This window comes from Streptomyces milbemycinicus (assembly GCF_002154605.1).
In the GTDB taxonomy this organism is placed as follows: Bacteria; Actinomycetota; Actinomycetes; order Streptomycetales; family Streptomycetaceae; genus Streptomyces; species Streptomyces milbemycinicus.
Window position 1 is genome coordinate 1 of sequence record NZ_MUNE01000829.1, and the last position, 1,533, is coordinate 1,533.

General features: G+C 71.1%; 1 protein-coding gene. It reads left to right on the forward strand.

The genetic code is table 11. The features are described from left to right. Positions 1–1,533, forward strand: a 1,533-nt coding sequence (locus CCN51_RS47155; protein WP_143676131.1) for an acyltransferase domain-containing protein, incomplete at both ends; no start/stop codon positions are given.

A 1,533-nucleotide genomic window follows, 5' to 3' on the forward strand; every position in this document is an offset into this window, starting at 1 on the left:
GAGGCGCAGGCGGTGCTGGCGGCCTACGGTCAGGGGCGGTCGGCGGAGCGGCCGTTGTGGCTGGGGTCGATCAAGTCCAACCTCGCCCACACCCAGGCCGCCGCCGGTGTGGCCGGTGTCATCAAGATGGTGATGGCCATGCGCCATGGCCTGCTCCCCCAGACGCTGCACGTGGACGAGCCGACGCCCCATGTCGACTGGGGCAGCGGGGCGGTCGCACTGCTCAGCGAGGCGACCGACTGGCCGGAGGCGGAGCGTCCGCGGCGGGCGGGCGTCTCGGCGTTCGGCATCTCCGGCACCAATGCGCATGTGATTCTGGAGGAGGCGCCCGCACCGTCCACAGACTTGGCATCTACCGAGCCGACACCCCTGGGCGGGGTGGTGCCGTGGGTGGTGTCGGGGCGGTCGGCCGCGGGGCTGCGGGCGCAGGCCGGGCGGTTGGCGGAGTTCGTGCAGGAGACCGTGGACGAGGTGGCGGAGGTCGGCTGGTCGCTGGTGGCCGGTCGGGCGGTGCACGACCACCGCGCGGTGGTGGTCGGCCAGGAACGGGACGAGCTGCTCGCGGGTCTGACGGCCCTGGCCGAGGGCGTGCCGTTCGGTGGTTTGGTGAGTGCGGATCCGGTGGCCGGGGGCGCGGGTCCCGTACTGGTGTTTCCCGGGCAGGGTGGTCAGTGGCGGGGGATGGGGGTGGAGTTGCTGGATGCCTCGCCGGTGTTCGCGGGGCGGATCGCGGAGTGTGAGGCGGCGTTGGCGCCGTTTGTGGAGTGGTCGTTGATGGCGGTGTTGCGGGGTGAGGGTGCGGTGGATGTGTCGCGGGTGGATGTGGTGCAGCCTGCGTTGTGGGCGGTGATGGTGTCGCTGGCGGAGGTGTGGCGTTCGTATGGTGTCGAGCCCGCGGCGGTGGTGGGGCATTCGCAGGGGGAGATCGCTGCGGCGGTGGTGGCCGGGGCGCTCACGCTGCGGGACGGTGCGCGGGTGGTGGCTCTGCGTTCTCAGGCGCTGCGGGTGTTGTCGGGGCGTGGGGCGATGGCGTCGTTGGCGGTGGGTCGGGAGGAGGCCGAGAAGGTGATCGGCGGTCGTGTGGGGGTGGTGGTGGCCGCGGTGAACGGGCCGGGTTCGACGGTGGTCTCGGGGCCGCCGGAGGCGGTGGCGGAGGTGGTCGCGGTGGTTGAGGCGGCCGGTGGCCGGGCCCGGCTGGTCGATGTGGATTATGCCTCTCACAATCCGCAGGTGGATGACATCGCTGATGAGCTGATCGAGCTGTTGGGACAGGTCACGCCGGTTGAGACGGCTGTGGCGTTCTATTCGGCGGTGACCGGTGGCCGGGTGGAGTCCACGGCGCTGGATGCGGCGTACTGGGTGGAGAACCTGCGTCAGCAGGTGCGGTTCGCTACGGCTGTCGAGGCGTTGCTGAGCGATGGATACCGGGTGCTGGTGGAGTCGAGTCCGCATCCGGTGCTGAGCGTGGGTATCCAGGAGACCGCTCAGGCGCTGGATGTCCCTGTGGCCACGGTGCCGACTCTGCAGCGGGAC